This window comes from Streptomyces sp. NBC_01260, assembly GCF_036226405.1.
Lineage (GTDB): Bacteria > Actinomycetota > Actinomycetes > Streptomycetales > Streptomycetaceae > Streptomyces > Streptomyces laculatispora.
In genome coordinates this window covers 6819548-6846472 of record NZ_CP108464.1, presented here as the reverse complement: position 1 = coordinate 6846472, position 26925 = coordinate 6819548, and the positions used below count along the sequence as shown (strand labels likewise).

25 protein-coding genes are annotated in these 26925 nt (G+C 71.5%); 4 read left to right on the top strand and 21 right to left on the bottom strand.

The window, feature by feature from the left end; all coding sequences use genetic code 11:
* Positions 1–70: 70 nt before the first annotated feature.
* Entirely contained in the window at positions 71–1798 is a 1728-nt protein-coding gene (locus tag OG322_RS30565; RefSeq protein ID WP_124286465.1) for an MFS transporter, read from the bottom strand.
* A 555-nt stretch (positions 1799–2353) separates the two neighbouring features.
* Between OG322_RS30565 and OG322_RS30560 the strand changes: the two genes are divergently transcribed.
* Positions 2354–3394: a phosphatase PAP2 family protein gene (locus tag OG322_RS30560; protein ID WP_123468929.1), complete on the top strand. Its 1041-nt coding sequence runs from the start codon at positions 2354–2356 to the stop codon at positions 3392–3394.
* Positions 3395–3571: 177 nt separating this feature from the next.
* Here the strand turns inward: OG322_RS30560 and OG322_RS30555 are convergent, their stop codons facing one another.
* Positions 3572–3787, bottom strand: a complete 216-nt coding sequence (locus OG322_RS30555; RefSeq protein WP_123468931.1) for an I78 family peptidase inhibitor — start codon at positions 3785–3787, stop codon at positions 3572–3574.
* A 659-nt stretch (positions 3788–4446) separates the two neighbouring features.
* Between OG322_RS30555 and OG322_RS30550 the strand changes: the two genes are divergently transcribed.
* Together OG322_RS30550 and OG322_RS30545 are read left to right on the top strand one after the other, a co-directional pair.
* Positions 4447–5229, top strand: coding sequence for a hypothetical protein (locus tag OG322_RS30550; protein WP_123469809.1), 783 nt, complete (start codon positions 4447–4449; stop codon positions 5227–5229).
* Positions 5230–5623: 394 nt separating this feature from the next.
* Positions 5624–5968, top strand: coding sequence for a hypothetical protein (locus tag OG322_RS30545; protein WP_123468933.1), 345 nt, complete (start codon positions 5624–5626; stop codon positions 5966–5968).
* Between the two features lie 123 nt (positions 5969–6091).
* Here OG322_RS30545 and der read toward each other — a convergent pair whose 3' ends face one another.
* From der to aroH, 5 genes are all read right to left on the bottom strand, one after another.
* Positions 6092–7561, bottom strand: coding sequence for a ribosome biogenesis GTPase Der (der, locus tag OG322_RS30540; protein ID WP_123468935.1), 1470 nt, complete (start codon positions 7559–7561; stop codon positions 6092–6094).
* A gap of 64 nt (positions 7562–7625) precedes the next feature.
* Positions 7626–8312: a lysophospholipid acyltransferase family protein gene (locus tag OG322_RS30535; RefSeq protein ID WP_124286464.1), complete on the bottom strand. Its 687-nt coding sequence runs from the start codon at positions 8310–8312 to the stop codon at positions 7626–7628.
* On the bottom strand, positions 8309–9025 hold the full coding sequence (cmk, locus tag OG322_RS30530; RefSeq protein WP_123468938.1) for a (d)CMP kinase: 717 nt from the start codon (positions 9023–9025) through the stop codon (positions 8309–8311). The genes OG322_RS30535 and cmk overlap by 4 nt, the downstream gene beginning before the upstream one ends.
* A gap of 137 nt (positions 9026–9162) precedes the next feature.
* The gene (locus OG322_RS30525) at positions 9163–10248 is read right to left on the bottom strand and encodes a prephenate dehydrogenase (protein WP_123468940.1); all 1086 of its coding nucleotides are present in this window, start codon (positions 10246–10248) and stop codon (positions 9163–9165) included.
* Complete coding sequence (aroH, locus tag OG322_RS30520; RefSeq protein ID WP_329307256.1) at positions 10245–10607, bottom strand: chorismate mutase; 363 nt, start codon at positions 10605–10607, stop codon at positions 10245–10247. The genes OG322_RS30525 and aroH overlap by 4 nt, the downstream gene beginning before the upstream one ends.
* A gap of 162 nt (positions 10608–10769) precedes the next feature.
* Here aroH and OG322_RS30515 point away from each other — a divergent pair, with 162 nt between their 5' ends.
* Positions 10770–11492, top strand: coding sequence for a nucleotidyltransferase domain-containing protein (locus OG322_RS30515; RefSeq protein WP_329307255.1), 723 nt, complete (start codon positions 10770–10772; stop codon positions 11490–11492).
* Here OG322_RS30515 and OG322_RS30510 read toward each other — a convergent pair.
* From OG322_RS30510 to OG322_RS30445, 14 genes are all read right to left on the bottom strand, one after another.
* Positions 11481–12269, bottom strand: a complete 789-nt coding sequence (locus tag OG322_RS30510) for a nucleotidyltransferase domain-containing protein (RefSeq protein WP_329307254.1) — start codon at positions 12267–12269, stop codon at positions 11481–11483. The two genes, OG322_RS30515 and OG322_RS30510, sit on opposite strands and share 12 nt — an antisense overlap.
* 3 nt (positions 12270–12272) lie before the next feature.
* Entirely contained in the window at positions 12273–13295 is a 1023-nt protein-coding gene (locus OG322_RS30505) for an ADP-ribosylglycohydrolase family protein (protein ID WP_123468948.1), read from the bottom strand.
* Positions 13292–14026, bottom strand: coding sequence for an NUDIX hydrolase (locus OG322_RS30500; protein WP_123468950.1), 735 nt, complete (start codon positions 14024–14026; stop codon positions 13292–13294). Before OG322_RS30500 ends, OG322_RS30505 begins: the two co-directional genes overlap by 4 nt.
* Complete coding sequence (locus tag OG322_RS30495; protein WP_329307253.1) at positions 14023–15102, bottom strand: AAA family ATPase; 1080 nt, start codon at positions 15100–15102, stop codon at positions 14023–14025. The genes OG322_RS30500 and OG322_RS30495 overlap by 4 nt, the downstream gene beginning before the upstream one ends.
* On the bottom strand, positions 15099–15752 hold the full coding sequence (pnuC, locus tag OG322_RS30490; protein ID WP_329307252.1) for a nicotinamide riboside transporter PnuC: 654 nt from the start codon (positions 15750–15752) through the stop codon (positions 15099–15101). The genes OG322_RS30495 and pnuC overlap by 4 nt, the downstream gene beginning before the upstream one ends.
* 131 nt (positions 15753–15883) lie before the next feature.
* Positions 15884–17110: a pseudouridine synthase gene (locus OG322_RS30485; protein WP_123468956.1), complete on the bottom strand. Its 1227-nt coding sequence runs from the start codon at positions 17108–17110 to the stop codon at positions 15884–15886.
* Entirely contained in the window at positions 17110–17757 is a 648-nt protein-coding gene (gene scpB / locus OG322_RS30480; protein WP_123468958.1) for an SMC-Scp complex subunit ScpB, read from the bottom strand. Before scpB ends, OG322_RS30485 begins: the two co-directional genes overlap by 1 nt.
* Positions 17754–18800 carry a segregation and condensation protein A gene (locus OG322_RS30475; protein WP_329307251.1) on the bottom strand — a complete coding sequence of 349 codons (1047 nt, stop codon included), beginning with the start codon at positions 18798–18800 and terminating at the stop codon, positions 17754–17756. The genes scpB and OG322_RS30475 overlap by 4 nt, the downstream gene beginning before the upstream one ends.
* Positions 18801–18877: 77 nt before the next feature.
* On the bottom strand, positions 18878–19474 hold the full coding sequence (locus OG322_RS30470; RefSeq protein ID WP_123468962.1) for a hypothetical protein: 597 nt from the start codon (positions 19472–19474) through the stop codon (positions 18878–18880).
* Positions 19471–20589: a ParA family protein gene (locus tag OG322_RS30465; RefSeq protein WP_123468964.1), complete on the bottom strand. Its 1119-nt coding sequence runs from the start codon at positions 20587–20589 to the stop codon at positions 19471–19473. Before OG322_RS30465 ends, OG322_RS30470 begins: the two co-directional genes overlap by 4 nt.
* A gap of 401 nt (positions 20590–20990) precedes the next feature.
* Complete coding sequence (ald, locus tag OG322_RS30460) at positions 20991–22106, bottom strand: alanine dehydrogenase (protein WP_123469811.1); 1116 nt, start codon at positions 22104–22106, stop codon at positions 20991–20993.
* A 143-nt stretch (positions 22107–22249) separates the two neighbouring features.
* Positions 22250–24313, bottom strand: coding sequence for a tetratricopeptide repeat protein (locus tag OG322_RS30455; RefSeq protein ID WP_329307250.1), 2064 nt, complete (start codon positions 24311–24313; stop codon positions 22250–22252).
* 206 nt (positions 24314–24519) lie between these two features.
* Positions 24520–25146 carry an NUDIX domain-containing protein gene (locus OG322_RS30450; RefSeq protein ID WP_124286460.1) on the bottom strand — a complete coding sequence of 209 codons (627 nt, stop codon included), beginning with the start codon at positions 25144–25146 and terminating at the stop codon, positions 24520–24522.
* 88 nt (positions 25147–25234) lie between these two features.
* Positions 25235–26908, bottom strand: coding sequence for a CTP synthase (locus tag OG322_RS30445; RefSeq protein ID WP_123468970.1), 1674 nt, complete (start codon positions 26906–26908; stop codon positions 25235–25237).
* Positions 26909–26925 lie beyond the last annotated feature (17 nt).

Genomic DNA, 26925 nt, shown 5'->3' with positions numbered 1-26925 from the left:
GGTACTGAGGTCGGTACGGGAACGCCGAAAACTAGCACTGGTAGTTACGGCGCCGTGCTGACGTTACGACTCAGTGTGCCGCGCGTCCAGAGCCGGTCGCCTCGGCGGGCCGCCGCGCGGCGGGGAGCGGCAGCAGCACCTTGGGCCGGTCCGCCACCGGCGCTTCGAGGCCCCGGTGACCGCGGGGATCCTCGCCCTCCCGGGCCTCGGCGGGCTGGCGGCCGTCCATGGATTCGCGGGGTTCGCAGAGCGCCGGCGGGCACTCCATCACCCGCGGCAGCCGCAGCGCGGCGAGCCCCCCGAGCAGCAGCAGAGCGGCGCTGACCAGCAGCGTGATGTGCAGCCCGTCGATGAAGGCGTGCCGGGCCGTGGAGCGCAGCACCTGGCCGAGCGGGCCGCCCAGCTGCGCGGCCACCTGATAGGCCTCGCCGAGCGAGTGGGAGGCGGCGGCACCGGCCGAGGCGGGGACGCCCGCTTCGGGGAGCCGCGCGAGGCCCGGGGCGTACGCGGCGTTCATGACACTGCCGAGCAGCGCGATCCCCATGCCGGCGCCCAGCTGGTACGAGGTCTCGCCGATCGCGGCCGCCCCGCCGGCCCGGTCCGCGGGGGCCTCGCTGAGCATCGACTCGTACGCGCCGAAGAGGGTGGACTGGAGGCCGAAGCCGAGCGCGACGAAGGACACCGTCAGCAGGCCGGGCCGGTCGTGCTGCCCCATCGCGGTCAGCATCAGCACCGCGGCAGCCGTCAGGACGAAGCCCCAGCCGACCATCCGGCGCGGCCCGATCCGGCGCAGGGTGTGCGAGCCGGTGGCGCCCGCCGCCATCGCGGCGAAGGTGAGCGGCAGCAGCCGCAGGCCGGTCTCCAGCGGGCTGAGGCCCAGGACGAGCTGGAGGTACTGGACGGCGATCAGCTCCAGGCCGACCAGGGCCAGCATGGCGAGGACGATGCAGCCCACCGCGGTGGAGAAGGCCGGCCTGGCGAACATCCCCATGTCGATCAGCGGGTGCGTGCGCCGCTTCTGGCGGCGGACGAACGCGACGAGGAGTGCGGTCCCGATCAGCAGGGGCGCGAGCGTGGCCGGTCCGAGGAGTCCCTCGCCGGTGCCCGCCCGCTTCACGCCCAGGACCACACCGAGCACACCGGCCGCGGCCATCAGCGCGCCGAGCACGTCCCAGGGGCCGTCGTCGCTGCCCCGGGACTCCGGGAGCAGCAGCCGGCCGATCGGAAGGATCAGGGCCATCAGCGGGATGTTGATCAGGAAGACCGAGCCCCACCAGAAGTGCTCGACGAGGAAGCCGCCGATGACCGGTCCGGTGGCGGCGCCGACCGCGGCGACCGCGGACCACACGCCGATCGCCACGGCCCGCTCGCGCCGGTCCGGGAAGACCTGGCGCAGGATCGACAGGGTGGCCGGCATGATCATCGCGCCGCCGACGCCGAGCAGGGCCCGGGCCGCGATGAGCACGCCCGCGCTGTCGGCCATGGCGGCGACGGCGGAGGCGACCCCGAAGAGCGCGTAGCCGAGCAGCAGGATGCGCCGCCGCCCGACCCGGTCACCGAGAGTACCGAAGAGGATCAGCAGTGAGGCGCAGACCAGCGGATACGCGTCCACGATCCACAGCAGGCCGACGGCGCTGGGCCGCAGGTCCTCGGTGACGGCGGGGACGGCGACGTGCAGCACGGTCGCGTCGAGTGCCACGAGCAGCAGACTGAGACAGAGGACGACCAGGACGACCCATCGATTGGCACCGTCGGCGGCTGCGCGCAGGCGGGTTCGGGCTGTGGTCGTCCCGGACATGCATCTACCTCCCAAAAGATCCCTCGCGCTCGGCAGGCCCCTGGGGATTCAGCGTCCGCTGTCCCTCCGGGCCCGGCATCGACGGGCGAGTGATGCGTCAGCGTACGCGAGTTCGGCAGGGCTACACGTGGCCCATCTCATACCGCCGACAGCCTCCGACTGTGGTGTACGCCACTGCTTCCCGTCGACAGGGCCCGCCCGGAGACCCCTGATGACCTGCGGAGACCGACCGTTCGGCGGCGCGCACGCCGGGCTCCGGGGGCGTCGCGGACCGCTCGCCGGACGGCGGGTGAAGTCATCGAGTAACCGGACGGGTACCGTCCGTTCGACTTCCCGGAAGCTCCCGTTAAATACGCTTCGGCATCCCGTGCGCTTTTCCGTCAATATCCAAAAACCCTTCCGACGCGACCGCCAAAGAAAGAGAACGGAAGGAATCCGGGATTCTTCGGAGGCTCAGGAAATCCGGCCGCGCTGAGACATAGTCCACATCACATCGTCATCACAAAGCGGCCGGATCGACCAAGTCACCCACTCACTCGCTGTAACGTCGATTGGGTGCGTACCGACATCTTTGCCCGCCTGGACCGGGAGCCGGAACCGCCGAAGATAGAGACACCGCGGATGAGCCGTCACCGCATCGCTCTCTTCGGCGGGACGTTGGCGTTCTATCTCGCCATCGTCATTGCCGTGCTCATGTCGTCCTGGCTGGTGACCCTGGACTGGAAGGTCATGCTCTTCCGGCCGTACCAGCAGTGGCCCGGGATCCATGCCTTCCTCGACTACTACGTCGTACTCGGTCAGCGCGGGCCCACGGCCGTCATGGTCGCCTGCTGGCTCGGCTGGCGCTCCTGGCGGCAGCACACCCTGCGCCCGCTGCTGACGCTGGGCGCCTCACTGCTGCTGCTCAACGCGACGGTGGGGGCGGTCAAGTACGGCCTCGGCCGGCTCGGCCCGCACTACGCGACGCAGATCGGCTCGGCCGAACTCTTCGCCGGCGGCGATATATTTCCGTCCGGGCACACCGCCAACGCGGTTGTGACCTGGGGAATCCTTGCCTACCTGGCCGCCACCCCGCGAGCCAGGCGCTATCTGTCGGCGATGTCCGCTGTCGTGTCGCTCGGCGTCGGCCTGACGACCGTCTACCTCGGTACGCACTGGCTCAGCGATGTGGTGCTCGGCTGGGCGGCGGGTCTGCTGATCCTGCTCGGCCTGCCGTGGGTCGAGCCGCTGATCACCCGGGCCGAGAACTGGATCTTCGCCGCCCGCGAGCGGCTGAGCGCCCACAGCAGGCTCGTACCGGCCCCGCCCGTCGCAGCAGGCGGTCCCCGGCCGGTCCCGGCCGGGCAGCCGGCCATGGGCGGGACCGCGGCCCAGAGCCCGGTCCGCGAACCGGTCGGCGCGGGCAGCCGCCAGGCGGCGGTGGCCACGGCCGCGGGCAGCCGCCCGCGCGCCCACACCGCACCTCCCGTGCACCAGGTCCACGCGGTGCGCTCGGAACGCACCCCGGTCACCCCGGCCGGCAGCCGCCGCCCGCCGCACGCGGACCGCACACCGCGCGGCGGCACGGCGCCGGCCCGGCCGGTGGCGGGCGGCTGACCCCTACGAGTGGCGGGGGGGCGGTACGCACAGCCGCTCCCCCGCATGGGTGAAGGCCCCGACTCCGGTCGGGGCCTTCACCCATGCGATGCGGCCGGGAAGCGTCCGCGCCGGTCCGGGCGGGCCGGGGCCTCACCCGGGGCCGGCCCCGGGCCGTACGGGGCCGTTACCGGGGCCTCAGCCGATCCAGCAGCGCTTCACGGCGCCGCCGTCGACCTCGAAGTTGATCCGGCCGCCCTGGAACTCCATGGTGATGACGGTGCCCGGCGGCAGGGCTCTGACCGTGGTCCAGCCACGCTTCCGGGCCCGCTGTTCGGCGGTCTCGGCGGTGAGGCCGACATACGTGCCGGGTGAGTCGTCGGGCTGGGCGGAAGGAGTCGGTATGGGTGCCATGCCTCTCACCGTAGGCGGCCCCGGGCGACGGTGGTAGCCGGGGCGCCGACCGGTCGCACGGCATCCTCACGTCCCACACCGGTCACGCTTGTGTCACAGGATCACCACACGGGTTCCGGCTGCGCTCCCTCACCCGAACGGGCGATTCGCAACCGGACGCACAGTAATCGCACCGGTCCGAAAATGATCAACAGGGAGGGCCGGAAAACGGGTCGGATATTCGCTGCCCGACGGCATCGATTTCCCTCCGGAATATCCTCCCGTAAGCAAGAGGACCGTCGGGAATTCATCCTTCCTTATCGCACCCTTATCTCATGCTCACAATATCCACACCATCGGACCGACTCGGCCGTACGGTTCCGCCCGTATAGCGGACGACCCGAATCACCCGCTTTCCGGCATCGGAGCAGCCGCTGCGGGCACCGCCGCCCGGGGACGGCACGGGCGCCGTTGCCTCCCTGCGGGCACCGCTTCATCCACGGGCAGCGGCCGCATCCCACGCTCCTCGATTTCCTGACTTGTCCGTGTATCGCCGAACCGGCCGGCTCCCCGGTTCGATTCCGTTCGCCTTCTCGCGTGACCCCGGCAGCGGCTCACCCGTTGTCTTCTTCATGAGCCGGGAACCGCCCGGCGCACGTACCGAGTTCGAGGAGCCACCCGTGCCGCGCATGCTCGACGTCAGCGAGGACGTACGCGCCGAGATCGGCGACGCCGAAGCCGACCGGCTGCTCGTCGGCGACAACGCCCCCGGCAGCTACGACTGCACCTCCTGCCGCACCCCCGGCGACTCCGAGCAGGAACGCACCAGCACGGTGCTGTTCGTCGGCGACGAGACCGCGGTCCTCGCCTTCGCCCACGCGACCTGCATCCCCTCCCAGGTCGTCCAGGTCGCCGAGGAGCAGTTGCAGGGAGCCGTGCGCAGCATCACCGGAAACGAACAGGAGGCCGAGGACCGGCTGGGCCCCGAGCAGGCCGTGCTGGGGATCACCAGCGGTCTCGTCCTGATCGACGACGAGCTTCACCCGGCCCTGGTCGTCGAACCGACCGGGCCGATCGCCCGGCCCGGCACGGACGGCAGCGGAGGCGACGAGTTCCTGCAGTTGCTGCTGGAGCAGGGCTTCCACCCGGTCCAGCGGATGGATCAGGTCCCCGAGGTGCTGCACGGCTGGTCGATCCTGCTCGCCATGGGACAGCTGCACGCGGTGCTCCAGCCGGGCACCGGCGGTGGCGCCCCGGTGGCCTGGTGGCAGGCCCACGCGCCCCTCCAGGTGACCGAGGGCTGGCGGACCGCGGCCAACAAGTCGCAGACCGTGCTCCTCTACGCCGCCCCGGCCGGTTCGATCGGCCAGCAGCCCCGCGAGGACCTGCTGCGCGATGCGCTGGAGAAGGCCTCGGCGAGCGGAATCCTGGTCGCGGCGGCGATGCCGCTGGCCGGTACCTGACCGTGTCCGCGCACCCCGGGCTCCCTAAGGGCGTGCAGAGCATTAACTTGCGTGTTGTAGCCCTTGACACCGCTGCTCAAGCAGGGTGTTCGACAGCAAGTTGTTTACCGGCACGCCCTAAGGGCTGTCCCGCAATTCCCGGCGGGCGCGCGACGACAGCTACGGCACCTCGCCGCGTTGTCGGAACGTCCACATACATCCAGTATGCGGACGCCCCTCCGCCTTGCGATGCACCGCATCTGACGCCGCGCGCTGATCCGCCAGGAATTGCGGGACAGCCCTTAGGCGAACAGCTATTTCTCCGGTGGGCCCGCATCCGACGGGCGGTGGGGTCGTTGGCACATACGTGCACTCATACGACCCCTCCCACCAGCGTCCGAGCCCGATCCCTGCCATGCGTCCCGCGCAGGACCCATCGGGTGGCCCGTCCCGCACCCCGATCTACGACGCGCTGTACTCCGAGTACCGCCGGTCGTTCAGGGCGTTGCCGGGTGACCGGAGCGGGGAGGAGAGCCTGGGGCTTCCGAGTTTCGGCAGCGGGTTCTTCGGCTCCCGCGCCCCGCTGAGCGGTCACTCGGCTCACGGCGGAGCGGGAGCGTCCGGTGGCACGGGCGGGGCAGCCGGGCACGGCAGCGGCAGCCCCGGTACGCACACCGGGAGCCTCGGCTCCTGGAAGCGGGTGGGGCGGCACGCGGGCCGGGTCCAGGCCGCGCTGCCGCCGGGCTCCCGCGGAGCCTGACCGCACGACGGAGCCCCGGACCACTCGGAGAACGAGTGGTCCGGGGCTCCGTCATGTCCGGGGCTCCGTGAAGCCCGGAGCCCGGCCCGGGCGCTCGCGCGCCGGGACCGCGTCATCTGCTGCCTACTTGTTGCGGCCGCGCTTCTCGCGGACCCGCACCGAGATGTGGATCGGAGTGCCCTCGAAGCCGAACTCCTCGCGCAGCCGGCGCTCGACGAAGCGCCGGTAGCCGTGCTCCAGGAAGCCCGAGGCGAAGAGCACGAACCGCGGCGGCTTGGTGCCCGCCTGGGTGCCGAAGAGGATACGGGGCTGCTTGCCGCCACGGATCGGGTGCGGGTGGGAGGCGACGATCTCGCCGAGGAACGCGTTCAGCCGGCCCGTCGGAACACGGGTCTCCCAGCCGTCCAGCGCGGTCTCGATCGCCGGGACCAGCTTCTCCATGTGGCGGCCGGTGAGGGCCGAGACATTGACCCGCGGGGCCCACGCGACCTGCGCAAGCTCCGTCTCGATCTCGCGCTCCAGGTAGTAGCGGCGCTCTTCGTCGAGGGTGTCCCACTTGTTGAAGGCGACAACGATCGCACGGCCCGCCTCGACGGCCATGGTCACGATGCGCTGGTCCTGGACGCTGATCGACTCACTGGAGTCGATCAGGATCACGGCGACCTCGGCCTTCTCCACGGCGGCCGCGGTACGCAGCGAGGCGTAGTAGTCCGCGCCCTCCTGGAGGTGGACCCGGCGCCGGATACCGGCAGTGTCGATGAACTTCCAGGTGATGCCGCCGAGCGTGATCAGCTCATCGACCGGGTCACGGGTGGTGCCGGCCTGCTCGTTGACGACGACCCGGTCCTCGTTGGCCACCTTGTTCAGCAGCGAGGACTTGCCGACGTTGGGGCGGCCGATCAGCGCGATGCGGCGCGGGCCGCCGACGGCGGTGCCGAACGACTGCGCGGGCGCCTCGGGGAGCGCCTCCAGGACGGCGTCCAGCATGTCGCCGGTGCCGCGGCCGTGCAGCGAGGAGACCGGGTGCGGCTGGCCGAGGCCGAGCGACCAGAGCGCGGTGGCGTCCGCCTCGCCGCTCTGTCCGTCGACCTTGTTGGCGCAGAGCACGACGGGCTTGCCGGACCGGCGCAGCAGCTTGACTACGGCCTCGTCGGTGTCGGTGGCGCCGACGGTGGAGTCGACGACGAAGACGACCGCGTCGGCCATCTCGATCGCGTACTCGGCCTGAGCGGCGACGGAGGCGTCCAGCCCCAGCACGTCCTGCTCCCAGCCGCCGGTGTCGACGACCTTGAAGCGGCGGCCCGCCCATTCGGCCTCGTAGCTGACGCGGTCACGGGTGACGCCGGGCTTGTCCTGGACGACGGCCTCACGACGGCCGATGATCCGGTTCACCAGCGTCGACTTGCCGACGTTGGGGCGGCCGACGACGGCGAGAGCGGGAAGCGGTCCGTGACCGGCCTCACCGATGGCGCCCTCGACGTCCTCGGGGTCGAACCCCTCCTGCGCGGCGAGCTCCATGAACTCCGCGTACTCGGCATCGCCAAGCGCTCCGTGCTCGTGGTCCGAGCCGCCGGAGTGAATCTGGTCGTTCATGAAGTCCGTTCCTCTTTGCATCATCATCGATGGACCACGCAGCACGCGGTCCACTACTCAAGTCTTACTCAGCACGCCCGGTGAGGCGTCTGGCCTGCTCCAGGTGGCCGGTCAGCCGTCCCTGGATACGCAACGTCGCCTCGTCCAGCGCCTTGCGCGTGCGCCGTACGCTGCCGCCCTTGTCCGAGCTCCGCGCACCTTCTTGCGCTTCGAACGCCTCCCCGAAGACGACATCGACACGGCTGCGCAGCGGCGGCAGAGCCGATATCAGCCGTCCGCGCCGCTCGGTGCTTCCCAGGACGGCCACGGGCACGATCGGCGCCCCGCTGCGTACCGCGAAGTACGCGAGCCCGGCGCGCAGCGAGGCGAAGTCTCCTTCGCCCCTGGTGCCCTCGGGGAAGATCCCGAGCACCCCACCGTCCCCCAGCACGCCGAGGGCGTGGGTGATGGCGGTGCGGTCGGCGGTCGTCCGGTCCACCTTCAGCTGTCCGATTCCGCGCAGGAACGGGTCGAGGGGGCCGACGAACGCCTCTTTCTTGATCAGGAAGTGGACGGGCCGGGGCGCGGTGCCCATCAGCATCGGACCGTCGACGTTGTGCGAGTGGTTCACCGCGAGTATGACGGGTCCCGAGGCGGGGACCCGCCACGCGCCGAGCACCCGGGGCCTGAACAGCCCGTACATCAGCCCGATCCCGATGCCGCGCCCGACCGCTGCTCCGCGCAGGGTGGGCGCGCCGGTGGCTGGGCTCACTTCGCGGCCTGCTTCTCCCCGACGAGGGTGACGACGCACTCGATGACCTGCTGGAGGGTCAGCTCGGTGGTGTCCACCTCCACGGCGTCGTCCGCCTTGGCGAGCGGAGAGGTCTTGCGGCCGGAGTCCGCGGCGTCGCGCTTGATCAGCGCCTCCTTGGTGGCGGCGAGATCGGAGCCCTTCACCTCTCCGCTGCGGCGGGCGGCGCGCGCCTCCGGCGAAGCGGTCAGGAAGATCTTGATGTCGGCGTCGGGCAGCACGGTCGTGCCGATGTCCCGCCCCTCGACCACGATGCCCTTCTCCGCGCTCTCGGCGATGGTGCGCTGCAGCTCGGTGATCCGGGTGCGCACTTCGGGGACGGCGCTGACGGCGCTGACCTTGGAGGTGACCTCCTGCGTACGGATCGGGCCGGAGGCGTCCTCACCGTCGACGGTGATCGTCGGGCCGGTGGGGTCGGTGCCGGAGACGATGACGGGCTTGGCGGCCGCGGTGGCCACCTCCATCGCGTCCTGCACGTCGATGCCGTTGTTCAGCATCCACCAGGTGATCGCCCGGTACTGGGCACCGGTGTCCAGATAGCTCAGGCCGAGCTGGGTGGCGACGGCCTTGGACGTGCTGGACTTGCCGGTGCCGGAGGGCCCGTCGATGGCGACGATCACTGCGGCCGGGGCGGTCCGGGCGGCGGCGCTTACGGTTTCCACGGTGGTGGACACCTTCCTGGTACACGGGGTGGGCGGGACGGGACGCGCGAACCCGCCCCGCACAAGGTTACCGAGTGCGGGCGCGGGCCCGACCACCCCTGTGGAAAAGTGCCTCCCGGCCGGTTGCCGCAAGGGCCGGGAGCCGGCCGCTACTGCCGGATCGACCAGCCGCGCTCGCGCAGGGCGGCGCTGAGGCCCGGGGCGGCGCTCGGCTCGACCATGAGCTGCACGAGACCCGCCTGCTGGCCGGTGGCGTGCTCGATCCGTACGTCCTCGACGTTGACCCCGGCCCGGCCCGCGTCCGCGAAGATCCCGGCCAGCTCGCCCGGCCGGTCGCTGATCAGGACGGCCACGATCTCGTACGAGGCGGGGGCCGCTCCGTGCTTGCCCGGCACCCTGACCCGGCCGGCGTTGCCGCGGCGCAGGACGTCGTGGATGCCTTCGGTGCCCTCGCGGCGCTCGTCCTCGTCGGCGGACTGCAGCCCGCGCAGCGCCCGTACGGTCTCCTCCAGGTCGGCGGCGACCCCGGCGAGGACGTCGGCGACCGGTCCGGGGTTGGCGGAGAGGATCTCCACCCACATCCGGGGATCGGATGCGGCGATCCTGGTGACGTCCCTGATGCCCTGCCCGCAGAGGCGTACCGCGGTCTCGTCGGCCTCCTCCAGCCGGGCGGCGACCATCGACGAGATCAGCTGCGGGGTGTGGGAGACGAGGGCGACGGCCCTGTCGTGGGCGTCGGCGTCCATGACGACCGGGACGGCCCGGCAGAGCGCGACGAGTTCCAGGGCGAGGTTGAGCACCTCGGTGTCGGTGTCCCGGGTCGGAGTGAGGACCCAGGGGCGGCCCTCGAAGAGGTCCGCGGTGGCCGCGAGCGGACCGGAGCGTTCCTTGCCGGCCATGGGGTGGGTACCGATGTACGGGGTGAGGTCGGCGCCGAGCGCTTCCAGTTCGCGGCGCGGGCCGCCCTTGACGCTGGCCACGTCCAGGTAGCCGCGGGCGACGCCGCCGCGCATGGCGGTGGCGAGCACGGTGGCGGTGTGGGCCGGCGGTACAGCGACGATCGCCAGGTCGACCCGTCCCCCGGGCGCCTCGTCGGTGCCCGCGCCGAGCGCGGCCGCCGTCCGGGCGGACTCCGGGTCCTGGTCGACGAGGTGGACCTTGATGCCGCGCCCGGCGAGGGCGAGGGCCGCGGAGGTGCCGACGAGGCCCGTTCCGATGACAACGGCGGTTCTCACTGGGCGATGTCCTTGCGAAGGGCGGCGGTGGCGCCGAGGTAGACGTGGGCGATCTCGGACTTGGGGAGATAGGTCTCGATGTGGGCGAGGATCCGGACCACCCGGGGCATCGCCCCCTCGATGTCCAGCTCCTGGGCGCAGATCAGCGGTACGTCGACGATACCGATCCCGCGCGCGGCGGCGGCCGGGAAGTCGCTGTGCAGATCGGGGGTGGCCGTGAACCAGATGCTGATCAGGTCGTCCGCGACGAGGCTGTTGCGCTCCAGGACGGCGGTGAGGAGGGCACTGACCTGCTCGCCCATGTGCCCGGCCTCGTCCCGGTCCAGCTGGACGGCTCCGCGGACCGCTCGTACCGCCACGTCGTGCTCCTTGTCTGTCCGTACGTTTCGTGCGCCTGTGTTCCGGCTGTTTCAAGCGTAGAGGGGTGGTGCGGTCCCGCGCCGGGCCGCCCTGTCCGTGAGACGCGTAGGTGGCGTCGGGTCCCGGAGTGGCACGTTACGGCTCTCGCGTACCCTCCCCGCATGATCACTCCGTCCGACGAGGCGCTGGTGCGCGACCACACCGTCTACTCCTGTGTGATGGGCTCGCGCGCCTTCGGGCTCGCCACGGACGACAGCGACACCGACCGGCGCGGTGTGTTCCTCGCGCCGACCCCGTTGTTCTGGCGGTTCGACAAGCCGCCGGCCCATGTCGAGGGACCGGCCGACGAACAGTTCTCCTGGGAGCTGGAACGCTTCTGCGAACTGGCGCTGCGGGCCAATCCCAATGTGCTGGAGTGCCTGCACTCGCCCCTGGTGGAACAGGCCGACGCGACCGGCCGCGAGCTCCTCTCGCTGCGCGGCGCGTTCCTGTCCCGGCAGGCCCACGGAACCTTCGTCCGCTACGCGCTGGGCCAGCGCAGGAAGCTGGACGCGGACGTACGGCAGCACGGGGCGCCGCGCTGGAAGCACGCCATGCACCTGCTGCGGCTGCTGGCGAGCAGCCGGGACCTGCTGCGTACGGGGGAGCTCACGATCGACGTGGGCGCGGCCCGCGACGAGCTGCTGGCGGTCAGGCGGGGCGAGGTGCCGTGGCCGGAGGTGGAGCGGCGCATGACCGGGCTGGCCGAGGAGAACGACGCGGCGGCCGCCGTGTCCCCGCTGCCGGCCGAGCCGGACCGGGCGCGGATCGAGGACTTCCTGATCCGCGCCCGGCGGGCCTCGGCCCTGGCCGAGCCGCCGGTCCGAGGCGGTTCAGCCGGCTGACGCCGCCAGCCGCGCCCGCACCACCAGTTCGTGCAGCGCGTCGAACCCGCCGGGGCTGTCCGGGAGCCCCGAGGCCGCCTGCGCCTCGTCGAGCACCTGGTGCAGCGAAGCGGTCTCCCGGGCCATCTCCGTACGGTCCACTCCCTCCGCGGCCCCGTGCTCGGCCTCGGCCTTGGCCTTGATCAGGCCGGGGAGGAACGCGGGCGCCGGCACGTCGGCGAGGAGGGCCGGCAGGTGGGCCAGCACCTCACCGCTGCGCATCAGATGGATGCCGGTGAGCAGCGCCCGGAAGGTGTAGAGGAGCGGCTTCAGCTCCCCCGTCCGCTCGAAGAGCCGCCACTGGGTGTTCGCGAAGCCCCGGTAGTGGTGGGCGTGGTTGCGGGTGAGGACGGCCGGGGCGAGGGCCACCAGCTCCGCGTGCAGCGGCGTCGTGTGCACGACCAGTGGGGAGAGCAGCTGCTCCAGCACGTATCCGTTCGGCTTCAGCATCAGCCGGACGAACTTGCGCAGGTCATGGGTGACGAGATCCATCTCCACGCCGTCCTGGTCCCACATCCGTGAGCGCGTCTCCTGCGGCTCGCGGAGCCCGACGAGGTCCGCGGCGGGCAGGAGGTGGGCCCCCCGCAGGTCCACGTCCGAGTCGCGGGAGGGGAACCCGTACAGATGTGCCCCGGAGACCGTGGTGAACAGCAGCGGGTGGCGCTCCCCGGCGACGACCGGGCCGAGGTCGGTGACCGGCAGCCCGGCTTCCTGCAGTGGTGTCATGTCCGTGCGCATGGCTCAAGAGTCCCAGAGCGCCCCCAGCGACAGCAGGTCGCTGCGGTACTCGATCCGCTCCGACCACTCCTTGGGCCAGGCCCCCGAGCCCAGGTGCGCCCCGGCGAGCGCGCCGGTCAGGCAGCCGAGCGAGTCCGAGTCGCCCCGGGTGCAGGCGGCACGGCGCAGCGCGGTGACCGGTTCGTCCGGGAAGAGCAGGAAGCAGTGCAGGGCCGTGGCCAGGGCGTCCTCGGCGACCCAGCCGTCGCCGGTCGCCTCACAGGGATCGGTCTCCGGGGACGGGTTGCGCAGCGCGTCCTGGACGCGGGCCAGCGCGGTGAGGCACTCCTCCCAGCCCCGCTGGATGTAGAGCTCCGGCGAGGAGTCGCCCGCGTACCGCCAGAGGTCGCCGAGCCAGCGCGTGAGGTAGTGGCCGCTGTTCTCGTACGCGTAGCTGCGCAGCTGCCCGATCAGTCCCACCGGCTCGGCGCCCTGCGCCAGCAGGTACACCGCGCGAGCCATCAGGTCGGACGCGGCGAGCGCGGTCGGGTGTCCGTGGGTGAGGGCAGCCTGCAACTGGGCTGCTCCGGCGCGCTGTTCGTCGCTCAGTCCGGGCACGAGCCCGACGGGCGCGACCCGCATGTTGGCGCCGCAGCCCTTGGAGCCGGTCTGGCTGGCCTCCTGCCAGATCCGGTCGCTGTCGAGCATCCGGCAGGCGGTCATACAAGTGCGTCCGGGAGCGCGGTTGTTGTCGGGCGAGTGGTACCAGTCGACGAACTCGTCGCGCACCGGGCGCACCAGCCGCAGCGGGGTGAGCAGTCCGCGGTCCATGGCGGTGCGGATGCCGCGCCCCAGGGCCAGTGTCATCTGGGTGTCGTCGCTGACGATGGCCGGCTTCGGCAGCCGCATCTGGCGCCACGGCCCGCACTTGGCGAGGATCGAGGGGACGTTGTTGAACTCGGTCGGGAAGCCCAGCGCGTCGCCGAGCGCGAGCCCGGTCAGCGCGCCGGTGGCGGCCTGTTTGGTGATGGTCCTGGTCACGATCACGTGCTTCTTCCTTCCGGTCGCAGCAGTGGGGGGTGCAGGGCGGTCGCGGCACCCGCCCGGTGGAGGGCGGCCGGTTTCCCCCGTCCGCCGGTGCGGCGCGGTGATCCCTCCACGGCCTGGACGAAGCCGGGTGTGGTGAGGACCTTGCGCCGGAAGTTGGGCCGGTCCAGCTCGACGCACCAGACCGTCTCGTACACCTGCTGGAGCTCCCCCAGGGTGAATTCGGGCGGGCAGAACGCGGTGGCCAGACAGGTGTACTCGAGCTTGGCGCCGATCCTGATGCGTGCGTCGGCGAGGATGCGGTCGTGGTCGAAGGCGAGCGCGCCGAGCTCTTCGGCGTCCCACCAGCGGGCGCTGGCCGCGTCGCCGCCGCCGCGCGGTTCGGGCAGATCCGGGACGAGCGCGGCGTAGGCGACGGAGACGACGCGCATCCTCGGGTCGCGGTCCGGGTCGCTGTAGGTCCGCAGCTGTTCCAGGTGGAGGGCCGAGACGGTTTCCTCGCTCAGCCCGGTCTCCTCGGCCAGCTCCCGGCGGGCCGCGCTCCCGGCGGACTCGCGGGGCAGGACGAAGCCGCCGGGCAGCGCCCAGTGGCCCTTGTACGGGTCCTCGCCCCGCTCGACGAGCAGGACGTGCAGCCGGGTGTCGCGGACCGTGAAGACGGCCAGGTCGACGGTGACCGCGAACGGTTCGAAGGCGTGCGGGTCGTAGCCCTCGGGTGCGGCGCCGCTCATCGCCGCTCCGGGAGGGGCGCGGCGAAGTCCCAGCCCTCGGCGAGCAGGGCGTCGACCGCCTCGACGGCCGTGGCCAGGCGCTCCTGGCGGCTTCCGGTGAGTTCGATGAAGTCCCTTCCGGTACGAGTGAGTTCGGCGCGGAAGCGGTCGGTCATCCAGGGCCGCAGCTCCTCGCCGTCGCGCAGCCCGTCGTCCTCGAAGGCGACGCCCTCGTGGTCGGTCAGCAGCCACAGGTGGTGGCCGGCCCGGTCGGCCGTGCGCTCGACGAGCGGGTTGCGGCCGCCGACGTACCGCTCGTGCCAGACCGTGGTGGCGAAGGAGTCGGTGTCGCAGATGAGCACCGGGGACCCGGTGCGGGCGGCCGCCTCCTCCCGGGCGTTCTGGGCCTCGGCTATCAGCGGGAAGTCGTCGGTGGTGAAGGCGACGTCCTCCCACTGGGCGCGGGGCCACCGGGCGCGCAGCGCGGCCAGCTTCTGTTCGCTGAACTCGCGCCCGTACTCGGCGACGTACCCGGTGAGCGCCCAGACGCCGCCGCGCCGGCGGTAGTGGGCGGCGAGGGCGCGGGCCAGGGTGGTGGTGCCGGTGGACTCGGCGCCCAGGACGACGACCCGGCGGGTGAGCGCGGCCCGCACCGGCGGTTCGAGGAAGTCCCAGCAGCTCGCCGGGTCCTCGCGCACAGCGGTACCGGAGACCGGGAAGACCGTGCGGCCGGGGTCGACGCAGACGGGCTCGGCGCCGAAGCGGCGGGCCAGTTCGTCCCCGTACGGCTCCGAGGTGAAGACGGCGTCCACTGGCTCGGGCACGGCCTGGGTGAAGACCGCCATGTGGGCGTCCCAGACCGCCGGGTCGTGGAGATCCATCCGGGTGTCGTCGACGGCGCCCACCACCGTCACGTCCGGGTGCACCTCGCGCATCCAGGCGACCCGGTCGGCGAGCGGGACCGATTCCACCGAGGCGGCGCAGACCAGCACGGTCAGCCGCTCGCAGCGGTCCTGGGCGGTGCGGACGAGGTGGTGGTGGCCGGCGTGCGGCGGGTAGAACTTGCCGAGCACCAGTCCGTGCGCGAAACGCTTCATGCCACGACCTCCGCGGGTACCGGCCGGTCACTGGTGAGATCACGCCTCCAGTTGCGCAGGCCGATCAGGCACAGCGTCAGGAAGCCGGCGTACAGCAGCGAGGTGAGGTAGAGCTCCTTGTACGCGTAGAGCGGGATGTACACCACGTCGGCGGCGATCCACAGCCACCACGACTCGACGAGCTTCCGGCACTGCCCGTACGTCGCCGCCAGCGACAGCGCGGTCGTCAGCGCGTCCCAGAAGGGCACCGTGGAGTCGGTGGCCCGGTCCAGCAGGACGGTCAGCGCGAGGGTCCCCACCACCCCTGCCGCGAGCAGCAGGACCCACTCGGCGCGGGTGGTGCTCCGCACCGGCAGGCCGTCCGTCCCTGGTCCACCCCCGTGGGTCCAGGTCCACCAGCCGTACGCGGCAAGGGCGATGAAGACGATCTGGAGCCCGGCGTCGGCGTACAGACCGGACTGGGTGAACAGCAGGATGAAGAAGAGGTTGTTGGCGATGCCGATCGGCCAGTTGGCGAGGTGCTGTCGGGCCACGAGCCGGACACACAGCGCCCCGCTGCCGAATCCCAGCACCTCGGTCCAGCTGACCGGGGTGTCCAGGACCGTCACCAGGGGCTGCCGCAGGGGATCGAGGACGTTCGCGAGACTCACACCCGCCTCCTTAATAGTCATTCTGACTATAAAGGTCGAACGCAGGTAGCAAAAGGCCCGCGGCCGGTTCCTGTCCGAAAATCGAAATCCAGGAACCGGCCGCGGGCCGTGAGCTGTGGGTGCGGGGCGGTCTACAGACCGACCTCGCGCATCAGCATGCCCACCTCGGTGTTGGTGAGCCGGCGCAGCCAGCCCGACTTCTGGTCGCCCAGCGGGATCGGTCCGAACGACGTCCGCACGAGCCGCTCGACCGGGAAGCCGGCCTCGGCCAGCATCCGGCGGACGATGTGCTTGCGGCCCTCGTGGAGGGTCACCTCGACGAGGTAGTTCTTGCCGGTGTTCTCGACGACGCGGAAGTGGTCGGCGCGGGCGTACCCGTCCTCCAGCTGGATGCCGTCCTTGAGCCGCTTGCCCAGGTCGCGCGGGAGCGGTCCCTGGATGGCGGCCAGGTAGGTCTTCTTCACGCCGTACCGGGGGTGGGTGAGACGGTGGGCCAGCTCGCCGTGGTTGGTGAGCATGATGATGCCCTCGGTCTCGGTGTCCAGCCGGCCGACGTGGAAGAGCCGCGTCTCACGGTTGGTGACGTAGTCGCCGAGGCACTGGCGGCCGTCCGGGTCCTCCATGGAGGAGACGACGCCGGCCGGCTTGTTCAGCGCGAAGAAGAGGTACGACTGGGTGGCCACGGTCAGGCCGTCGACCTTGATCTCGTCCCTGTTCACATCGACGCGCATGCCCTGCTCGACGACGATCTCGCCGTTCACCTCGACGCGGGACTGGTCGATCAGCTCCTCGCACGAGCGGCGCGAGCCCATGCCGGCACGGGCCAGCACCTTCTGCAGGCGCTCGCCCTCCTCCTCGGCGCCCGGGTTGGTCCTGGGCGTCTTGATCTCGGGCTTGTCCGCGTACCTGTCGCGGTTGCGCTGCTCGATCTTGGCGTCGAGCTCGCGCGGACGGGCGGGGGCGCCGTACGGGGCACGCCGGCCGGCGCTCCTGGCGCCGCCCGTCGCCGCCTTCGGGCCGCCCTTGGCGCCGCCGCGGGCCGCCGCGCCGCGGCCCTTGCGGGTGCCGCCGTCGCCGCCCGGCTTGTCGTTGCCGACGTCGTAGCGGCGCTCCTCGGGACGGGGCCGGCGGGCGCGCTGCTCCTGCTTGTCGTCACGCTCGGAGCCGGAGACCCGAGGGTTCGGGTTGCTGTTCCTGCCGGTGCCGGTGTTGTTCCTGCCGCCGCTCCTGGCTCCGCCGCCGCCGCTGCCGCCGCTCCTGCCGCCGGTACCGCCGCCGCTCCTGGCTCCGCCGCCGCCGCTGCCGCCGCTCCTGCCGCCGCCGCTGCCGCTTCCGCTGTTCCTGCCACTGCTTCGCATCAAAATTCCGTCTTGTCGTCTGCGTGAGTATCCGGGGTGTCCGGTGCGTCCGGATCGAACGACGGCACACCCTCTAGCGTCTCAGCCTCGATCGCGTCCGCCTCTGGGAGGAAGGGCGCGAGCTCCGGGAGCTCGTCCAGGCCACGCAGGCCCATTCGCTCCAGAAAGTAGTTCGTCGTCCTGTACAGGATCGCACCTGTTTCGGGTTCCGCGCCCGCTTCCTCGACCAGGCCCCTCTGCAACAGGGTCCGCATGACCCCGTCACAGTTCACGCCGCGCACCGCGGAGACCCGCGAACGGCTCACCGGCTGCCGGTAGGCGACCACCGCGAGAGTCTCCAGCGCCGCCTGGGTGAGACGGGCGTGCTGGCCGTCCAGGACGAAGCCCTCGACCGCCGCCGCGTACTCCGGGCGGGTGTAGAACCGCCAGCCGCCCGCGACCAGCCTGAGGTCGAAGCCGCGGCGCTGCACGGTGTACTCGTCGGCCAGCTCGCGCAGCGCGTCGGCGACGGCCCGCCTGGGCCGCTCCAGCACCTTGGCCAGGTGCTCCTCGGTGGCGGGCTCGTCGACGACCATGAGGACGGCCTCCAGGGCGGGCTTGAGACCGAGATCCGCGACGGTGGATCCGGTGACGTCCTGTTCGCTCATGCCTTCACGTCCTGCCGCTCGTCCCGCACGTCCGGTGTCTCCTGGTCGAACTCGTCCGTCACGATGGGCTCGGCCCCCTGCTCCCCGGCCCAGCGCACCATCAGCTCCCCCAGCGCCTCGTCCTGGTCCAGGACGACGGCCTTCTCGCGGTAGAGCTCCAACAACGCGAGGAACCGGGCGACGACGGTGAGGGTGTCCGCAGCGTCCTCGGTCAGCTCCCGGAAGCTGATCTCCCCCGCCTCCCGCAGCCGCGCCATCACGACCCCGGCCTGCTCGCGCACGCTGACCAGCGGGGCGTGGATGTGGTCGATGTAGACCTGCGGCCGGGGCCTGGGCTGCATCGCCTTCACGGCCAGCCTGGCGAAGCCCTCGGCCCCGATGCTGATCACGACCTCGGGCAGCAGCTCCGCATGGTGCGGTTCCAGCCCGACGGTACGGGGGAAGCGGCGGCCCTCCGATTCGAGGCGCGCGCTGAAGATCTCGGCGATGCGCTTGTACGCGCGGTACTGCAGCAGCCGGGCGAAGAGCAGGTCCCTGGCTTCGAGCAGCGCCAGGTCCCCCTCGTCCTCCACCTCGGCGGTGGGCAGCAGCCGGGCGGCCTTGAGGTCCAGGAGGGTCGCCGCGACGACGAGGAACTCGGTGGTCTGGTCCAGGTCCCAGTCCGGCCCCATGGCCCGGATGTGGACCATGAACTCATCGGTGACCTTGGACAGGGCGACCTCGGTCACATCCAGCTTGTGCTTGGAGATGAGCTGGAGCAGCAGATCGAACGGCCCCTCGAAGTTCGCCAGCCGGACGGTGAAGCGACCGTTGTCGGCTGCGGGGGCGGCCGGGGGCTCGGGGACGTCGTCCGGGGCCTCCGGGGCCTCCGGGATGCCGGGAACTCCCGGGAGTGCTTCCGCGGCCTCGGAAGGAAGGGGCGGGGCGAGGAGCTCGACCCCCGCACCGTCGTCGTTCCCCGCCCACCCGGGCGCGGGCCCGCCCCCCGGCCCGCGGCCCAGCGGGCGGCGGGAGGTGCGGGCGGGCTCGTCGGGTGATGGCATGGGGATCCAGGGTGCGGCGGGACACGGGCGACGGACGGCGGCCCGCCCTCCGGGGCAGGCTACCGGCGCCGTGCCCGTCAGCGGCCGCGCAGCCGCCGTACGAGGATGCTCGCGTCGCCCCGCGACTCCAGGTCGGCGAGGACGACGGCGACCGCCTCACGGACGATCCGCCCGCGGTCGATGGCCAGCCCGTGCTCGCCGCGCAGCACCAGCCGCGCGTGTTCGAGATCCATCAGCTCCTCGGCGGAGACGTAGACCGTGATCTTCTCGTCGTGGCGCTCCCGGCCGCTGGGCCGCCGGTTCGCGCCGCGCCCGCCACCCCGTCTGCGCTGCTGCTGGACGACAGGCGCGGGAACCGGCTCCTGCGAGGACGGCACCTGCGGGCGGCGCCCGGCCTGTGCGGCCACCGCGACCCGGTCGTTCTCAGCGCCCCGGCTGCGCGAATCGCCCGCGTCGGCCCTGGCCGCGGAGTGCTCCTCCTGCGCGGAGGGAGCCGTTCCCGCGGGGGCCTCGGAGCCCGTCCCCGGGGCGTCGGCCCCGGAATCGCTCTCGCCGGCCGGTGCGGGCACCCGGGCCTCGCCGTTCGCCTTGCGCCGCCGCTCCGCGGGGGACGAGGACTGCAGCCCCATCCCCCCGGTGGTACGGAACAGTTCGTCGGCCCCCGGCAGACTCACTCGGCGTGACACCGGGCGAGCACCTCCCTGGCGAGCTGGCGATAGGCGGCGGCACCGACCGAATTGGAGGCGTACGTGGTGATGGGCTCGCCGGCGACCGTGGTCTCCGGGAAGCGGACCGTGCGCCCGATCACCGTGTGGTACACGTGATCGTCGAAGGCCTCGACGACGCGCGCGAGGACCTCGCGGCTGTGGACCGTACGGGAGTCGTACATGGTGGCGAGGATGCCGTCGAGTTCCAGCTCGGGGTTGAGCCGCTCCTGGACCTTCTCGATGGTCTCGGTGAGCAACGCCACACCTCGCAGGGCGAAGAACTCGCACTCGAGCGGCACTATGACCTTGTGCGCGGCCGTCAGGGCGTTCACGGTGAGCAGGCCCAGCGAGGGCTGGCAGTCGATCACGATGTAGTCGTAGTCGGCCATCAGCGGCTTCAGGGCGCGCTGCAGGGTGGACTCCCGGGCCACCTCGCTGACCAGCTGGACCTCGGCGGCCGACAGGTCGATGTTGCTCGGCAGCAGGTCCATGTTGGGCACGGCGGTCTTCAGGAGGACCTCGTCGGCCGCCATGCCCCGCTCCATGAGCAGGTTGTAGACGGTGAGGTCGAGCTCCATCGGGTTCACGCCGAGACCGACCGACAGGGCTCCCTGCGGGTCGAAGTCGACGAGCAGGACACGCCGTCCGTACTCCGCGAGCGCGGCACCCAGATTGATGGTCGACGTGGTCTTGCCGACGCCGCCCTTCTGGTTGCACATCGCAATGATCTTCGCGGGGCCGTGATCGGTCAGCGGGCCCGGGATCGGGAAGTAGGGCAGGGGCCGGCCGGTCGGGCCGACTCGCTCGCGGCGCTGCCGGGCGGCGTCGGGCGCGAGAGTGGCCGCGTACTCCGGATCGGGCTCGTACTCGGCGTCGGGGTCGTAGAAGCGCCCTTGGGGCGCCTCGTCGAAGTCGGCGAAGTGGGCGGTGTCCCGGCCACTCTCGTTGCCGGCCATGGCGTTCACGTGTAGGCCGTCCATCATCTGGGGGGCTGTCGTCATGTGCTGGTGGGTGGCGAAGGTGCGGACAGCGACGGAGCCGACAGCCTCCAGCCCGTTCGGGCTCTGGCCCCGTGCAGGCATCCCTGGATGAACACCCCCGGGAGTAAATGTCGACTCATTCACAAGTCGTCTTACCTCCTTGGACGTGACCAGGAAACTTATCGATAGGTCAGCGTGGCACCATGCCGACGATTGGCGACTCTATGGCGTGTCACCGGTCCGCAGCAACACAATCCGCCGGACCCGGCCCGATGTGTCGGCAATCGAACACCCCGCTGTCAAGGGCGCACAGCCCTCCGGGCGCACTCTTCACGGGTGCACGAATCGGTTAAAGGGTTACGTTCGAGGCGAGTTGCGCGGGGCCCGCAGGAGCCCCGACACGCGTCCGGCCGGACCTTGCTCGGCAAGGTCCGGCCGGACGCACGAGGTTGACGGGAAGCGGAAGAGCGCCCCCGCCACTCCCTTCGGAAGGCGGTGGGCCGTCAGCCGAGGAGCGCGCTCAGTTCGACATGGGCGAGGCCGTGCGCCTCCGCCACCTCACGGTAAACGACCTGCCCGTCATGGGTGTTGAGCCCCTTGGCGAGTGCGGCGTCACGGCGCAGCGCCTCGGCCCAGCCGCGGTTCGCCAGCTCCACGATGTAGGGCAGCGTCGCGTTGGTGAGGGCGTACGTGGAGGTGTTCGGCACCGCGCCCGGCATGTTGGCGACGCAGTAGAAGACCGAGTCGTGAACCATGAAGGTCGGCTCGGCGTGCGTCGTCGGGTGGGAGTCCTCGAAGCAACCACCCTGATCAATTGCAATGTCGACAAGTACACTTCCGGGCTTCATCTTGGCGACGAGCTCGTTGGTGACCAGCTTCGGGGCCTTCGCGCCGGGGATCAGCACGGCGCCGACGACCAGGTCCGCCTCGACAACGGCCTTCTCGAGTTCGAAGGCGTTGGAGACGACCGTCTGCACCTTGGTGCCGAAGATCCTGTCGGCCTCGCGGAGCTTGTTGATGTCCTTGTCGAGCAGCGTGACGTGGAAGCCGAGACCGACGGCGATCTGCGTGGCGTTCCAGCCGGAGACGCCGCCGCCGATGATGACGGCCCGCCCGGCCGCCGTACCCGGGACACCGCCGGGCAGCACGCCGCGGCCGCCGACCGAACGCATCAGGTGGTACGCGCCGACCTGCGGGGCCAGCCGGCCCGCGACCTCGGACATCGGGGCGAGCAGCGGCAGCGCGCGGTTCGCGGTCTCGACGGTCTCGTAGGCGATGGCGGTGGTGCCGGACTCCAGCAGCGCGTCCGTGCACGCGCGGGAGGCGGCGAGGTGCAGGTACGTGAAGAGGGTCTGGCCCTTGCGGAGGCGGTGGTACTCCTCGGCGACCGGCTCCTTGACCTTCAGCAGCAGGTCGGCGGTGGCCCAGACCTCGTCGGCGGTGGGCAGGATCCGCGCCCCGGCCGCGACGTACTCCTCGTCCGTGATGGAGGAGCCTGCCCCGGCGCTCTCCTCGACGACGACCTGGTGGCCGTGACGGACGAGCTCGTGCACACCGGCAGGCGTGATCGCCACGCGGAACTCGTTGTTCTTGACTTCGCGGGGGATGCCGACCTTCACGTCGATCACGGTCCTTGACTCAGAGGGTTACCCGGACATGGCACGCCATACCCGGATATACGCAGCGTAAATGGAGACACCGCGAACACCCGCGGCAGAGCCAGTCTAATGAAGGGCTTCCCGCTGTCTAGCCTTACAAAGCATTAATTTTCCGTCACCGCACTACGGATTTCGTAGGTTGCGCTCTTCTCGCCCAGCAATCTGTCGGCCGTACCCCGGTGCAGTGCCGCGGCTGCCGGGTCACCGAGCCGGTCCAGCGTGTCGGCCAGCCGCAGCTCAAGGGCGGCCTGCAGCCGTACGTCCTTGGCCTGCCGCGCCCACTCCACGGCCTCCCGGCAGGTCTGCAACGACTCCTGCGGACGGCCCGCGTACTCCTGGACCCGGGCGACCTCGCTGAGCGCCCGCGCCTGGGCGAGCAGATCGCCGAGCCTGCGGTAGCCGGCCGCCGCGGCCCGCCAGTTCCGCAGCGCCTCGCCGTACCGGCCGGAGTAGGTGTGGACGGTGCCGAGGCGCCCGTACAGCCGCGCCTCGTCGGCCTTCTCGCCCTGGGTCAGCCGCTGGGCGAGCGCCCGGCCGTACCAGTCGGAGGCCCGGTGGAAGTCCCCCAGCTCCGCGTAGGCACCGCCTACGGATTCCATCGCGCGTCCGGTGGCGTACGGATCCTTCGCGGCCCGTCCGGCATCCAGCGCGGCCCGGTAGCGGGCCAGCGCCTCCCGGGTCCGGCCGGTCCCGGCGTCCAGGTCGGCGAGGTTGAGCAGGGCCGCCGCCCGTTCACGCGGCAGTTCGCGCCGCTCGGCGACCGCCAGCACCAGACCGTGCAGTCCGTACAGCTCGGGCGCGGCCGCCTCGGTGCCTTCGTGCACCGCCAGCGCCCGCACCAGCGCGGCCACCAACCGCCTTGCCAGCGTGTCGAGTTCACCGTCCTCCACGGCGATCCGGGCGGAGGCGAGCAGTGCGGGGCGGCGGATCCGCAGCCATTCGGCGGCGGCCTCGGGGCCGGGGAAGCGCAGCGAGCGCGGCAGCCCGGCGAGTCTGCGCCGGGCCGGGGAGCCCTCGGGTTCGGTGACCGCCCGGCAGGACTGGAGCCGGCGCACGGTCCGCTCCAGCATCCTCGCCTGCGCGAGCTGGATCTCGCCCGGCCGGCCCCGGTCCTCCAGCAGCGCCCGCAGCAGCGGGGCCAGGCAGCCGGGCACCTCGTACTGCGGCAGGCCGGCCCCGTCGCCGCGCAGCACCCCGAGCCGCACGAAGTCGTCGAGCGTGGTCTGGGCGGCCGAGACGGAGCAGCCGGCCAGGGCGGACGCGGTATGGGCGTCGGCGAGTCCGGCGGGGGCGAGGGAGAGCAGTCGCAGTATCCGGGCGGCGGTCGGCGGCAGTGAGTCGTGGATCAGCCGGAAGGCGCGGGCCAGCGGACGGGCGCCGGTGGACTGCTCGGTGTCGTCCGGCAGTTCCCGCAGCCGCTTGGTGACGTCGGCCACCGAGGCCGTCGGGTGCGCGGCCAGCCAGCCCCCGACCATGACGAGTGCGGCGGGCTGACCTCCGCACTCCTCGGCCAGCGTCTCGGCGGTCCGCGGATCGACGGTGATGCGGACCTGTCCGATGGTGCGGGAGAGCAACTGGACCGCCGGCCCGGCCTCCAGTCCGCCGATGGTGCAGGGGCGGACGCCGGGGATACCGGTCAGCGGGCCCTGCGCGGTGGCGACGACCAGGCAGTCCGGGTTGTCCGGGAGCAGCGGGTCGACCTGTCCGGCGTCCGGCGCGTCGTCGATCAGGAGCAGGGCCCGGCGTACGGCGAGGGCCTCGCGCACCATCTCGGAGAGTTCGTCCTCGTCCGCGCCGGGCGGTCCCACCACGTCCAGCTGGCCCAGCAGGTCCCGGGCGGCGCGTTCGGTGGGAACCGGGGCGCCGCCGGGTTCGGTGAGCCGGACACGGAGCAGGCCGTCGGGGTAGTCGCCGGTGCCGAGCAGCCGTCGGGTGAGTTCGCCGGCCAGCGCGGTGCGGCCGGAACCGGGGCGTCCGGCGATCAGCAGGACCCGGGCCCGGCCGCTCTTGCGGCCGGCCATGGTGTCCAGTCCGGCCCGTTCGATGTCGGCCCGGAGCGCCTTCAACTCGCGCTCGCGCCCGCAGAATTGGGTTGGTTCGACGACGGCCGGCTCCTCGGTCCCCGCTGCCTCGGCCGGTCCGCTGGTGTCCACCGCCTGATCCGTCACGGGCCACGCTCCACTTCGCTGCACGCGTCGCCCGCCGGGACTCCGGCCAGGGCGTTCCGAGCGTAGTTCAGGCGGGTGGGCGAATCCGGTGGAGCGCGGCGGATACATCCCTCGATCGGATCAGCATTTTTTCCGACCGAGGGAACTCCGGGTGATCCCGGGGAGCGGCCGCGCGGCGGCGGCTCCCCGGGATCACCGACGGTCCGTCAGGCCTCGAACGGCCGGGCGGGCCAAGGCGCCTCGGCGGGCCGCAGCGATTCGACCCCGTCGCCCGCGAGCACCGCGGCGAGCGACAGCACACCCACCACCAGGCAGTTGTTGTGCAGGTCCCCGGCGAGCACGCCTCGTACGAGGTCCTGGAGCGGCACCCTGGCCAGCTCCATGTCGGCCTCCTCCTCGGAGACCTCGAAACGCTCGCCGTCCGCCTCGGAGATGTTCCGGGCGAGGAAGATCCGTACGGCTTCGTCGCAGCCGCCCGGCGTGGTGTAGACGTCGGTCAGCACCCGCCAGTCCTCGGCCTTGACGTACGCCTCCTCGTAGAGCTCGCGCTGCGCGGCGTGCAGCGGGTTCTCACCGGGGATGTCGAGCAGTCCGGCCGGGATCTCCCACAGCTTGTGACGCACCGGGTGGCGGTACTGGCGCAGCACCAGGACGCGACCCTCGTCGTCGAGTGCGAGCACGGCGACCGAGCCCGGGTGGACCTGGTAGTCGCGGCGCACAACCGTGCCGTCCGGCATCGCGACGTCATCGGTGCGGACGCTGGTCTTGTTGCCCCGGAACGGAGTCTCGGTCGCGGTGACCGGCCACTCCTCGGGCGTGTCCTGGAAACCCATCTACGTCCTCCCACAAAAAACAGTGACCGGGGTACCCGTCCTCGAAGGACGCGTACCCCGGTCAACCGTAACGCCTGCGGGGGTGCCGTTACTTGCCCGGCGTGCCCTCGGCCGCGGCGCCCGTCCTGCGCGCGACGGCCGCCTTCACCAGGCCCGCGAACAGCGGGTGCGGGCGGGTCGGGCGGGAGCGCAGCTCCGGGTGCGCCTGGGTGGCGACCAGGTAGGGGTGGACCTCGCGCGGGTACTCGACGTACTCGACGAGCTTGTTGTCCGGGGAGGTGCCGGAGAAGACCAGACCGGCCTTCTTCTCCAGCTCGGCGCGGTAGGTGTTGTTGACCTCGTAGCGGTGGCGGTGGCGCTCCTCCACGTACGGCTGGCCGTCGTACGCCTCGCGGACCAGCGAGCCCTCGGCGAGCTTCGCCGGGTAGAGGCCGAGCCGCATGGTGCCGCCCAGGTCGCCCGCGCCCTCGACGTACGCCAGCTGCTCCTCCATCGTCGAGATGACGGGGTGGGCGGTGGCGGCGTCGAACTCGGTGGAGTTGGCGTCGGGGATCTCGGCGAGGTTGCGCGCCGCCTCGATCACGATGCACTGGAGACCGAGGCAGAGGCCGAGCAGCGGCACCTTGTTCTCACGGGCGTACTGGATGGCGCCGACCTTGCCGATCACGCCGCGCTCGCCGAAGCCGCCCGGGATGCAGACGGCATCGACGTCACCGAGCTGCTTCTTGGCGCCCGCCGGGGTCTTGCAGTCGTCGGAGGCGACCCACTTGACCTTGACGCGGGCCTTGTTGGCGAAGCCGCCGGCCCGGATGGCCTCGGTGACCGAGAGATAGGCGTCGGGCAGGTCGATGTACTTGCCGACCAGGGCGACGGTGACCTCGTGGTCGGGGTTGTGGACGCGGTCCAGCAGATCCCCCCAGGTGGTCCAGTCCACGTCCCGGAACGGCAGGTCGAGCTTGCGCACGACGTAGGCGTCCAGGCCCTCGGAGTGCAGCACCTTCGGGATGTCGTAGATCGACTTGGCGTCGGGGCAGGCCACCACGGCGGCCTCGTCGACATCGCACATCAGCGAGATCTTGCGCTTGATCGCGGTCGGCACCTCGCGGTCGGCGCGCAGCACGATCGCGTCCGGCTGGATACCGATGTTGCGCAGCGCCGCCACCGAGTGCTGGGTCGGCTTGGTCTTGAGCTCACCGGACGGGCCGATGTAGGGCAGCAGTGAGATGTGCACGACGAAGACGTTGTCCCGGCCGACCTCGTGGCGGACCTGGCGGACGGTCTCCAGGAACGGCAGCGACTCGATGTCGCCGACCGTGCCGCCGACCTCGGTGATGACGACGTCGACGTCGTCGGTGGCCATGCGGCGGATGCGGTGCTTGATCTCGTTGGTGATGTGCGGGATGACCTGCACGGTGTCGCCGAGGTACTCGCCGCGCCGCTCCTTGGCGATGACCTGCGAGTACACCTGGCCGGTGGTGACGTTGGCGGAACCGTCGAGGTCCACGTCGAGGAAGCGCTCGTAGTGGCCGATGTCCAGGTCGGTCTCGGCGCCGTCGTTGGTGACGAACACCTCTCCGTGCTGGAAGGGGTTCATCGTGCCCGGGTCGACGTTCAGATAGGGGTCGAGCTTCTGCATGGTGACCCGAAGGCCGCGCGCCTTGAGCAGGGCACCGAGGCTGGAGGCAGTCAGACCCTTGCCGAGGGAAGAGGCGACACCCCCGGTGACGAAGATGTGCTTGGTCGTCGTGGATGTGGGCTGCATAGCCAAAGGGGGCTCCC